This is a genomic window from Streptomyces sp. WAC05292, assembly GCF_003949955.1.
Lineage (GTDB): Bacteria > Actinomycetota > Actinomycetes > Streptomycetales > Streptomycetaceae > Streptomyces > Streptomyces globosus.
Map to the genome: position 1 here is coordinate 1 of NZ_RPSE01000813.1, position 833 is coordinate 833.

The 833-nt window shown below is 75.9% G+C and carries 1 protein-coding gene; it reads left to right on the forward strand.

Annotation, left to right across the window (positions count from 1 at the left end):
• Positions 1-678 (forward strand): nicotinate-nucleotide--dimethylbenzimidazole phosphoribosyltransferase (locus EF903_RS33195; RefSeq protein WP_148142677.1); only part of this gene is annotated, 678 nt, incomplete at its 5' end.
• Between the last annotated feature and the right edge of the window lie 155 nt (positions 679-833).

Consider the following 833-nt stretch of genomic DNA (forward strand, 5'->3'; position numbering starts at 1 on the left):
CTGCTGCCCCGCAAGGTCCGCCCCGGCACCGCCGACCTCACCGCCGGCCCCGCCATGACCCGCGAAGAGGCCGTCGCGGCCATCGAGGTCGGCATCGAGACCGCCCGCGACCTCGTCGCCGCCGGCAACAAGGCCCTGCTCACCGGCGAGATGGGCATCGCGAACACCACGGTCTCCGCCGCCCTCATCTCCGTGTTCACCGGCGCCGACCCCTCGGAGGTCACCGGCCGCGGCACCGGCATCAACGACGAGACCCACGCCCGCAAGGTGGACGTCGTCCGACGCGCCCTGGAACTCCACCAGCCCGACCCCGAGGACCCCATCGGCGTCCTCGCGGCCATCGGCGGGCTGGAACACGCGGCGATCGTCGGCCTCCTCCTCGGCGGCGCCTCCCTGCGCACACCCGTCATCCTCGACGGCGTCAGCGCCGGCGCGGCCGCGCTCGTGGCCCGGGCCATCGCTCCCGAGGCGCTCTCCGCCTGCATCGCCGGGCACCGCAGCGCCGAGCCCGGGCACGTCGCCGCGCTCAACAAGCTCGGCCTGCGCCCGCTGGTCGACCTGGATCTGCGGCTCGGCGAGGGCACCGGAGCCCTCCTCGCCCTCCCGCTGGTGCAGAGCGCCGCCCGCGCGATGCACGAGGTCGCCACCTTCGACTCCGCGGGAGTCACCGAGAAGTAGCACCGGCCGCTGCGCAGGGCCTTCCCCCACCCCGCCCCTTCCCGAACCGGGGGCGCAGCCCCCGGACCCCGTACGCGCGCGCCGCGCCCGTGCCCTCAAACGCCGGGCGGGCTGAAAATCAGCCCCGCCGGCGTTTGAGGCGCGGGGTCTGGGGC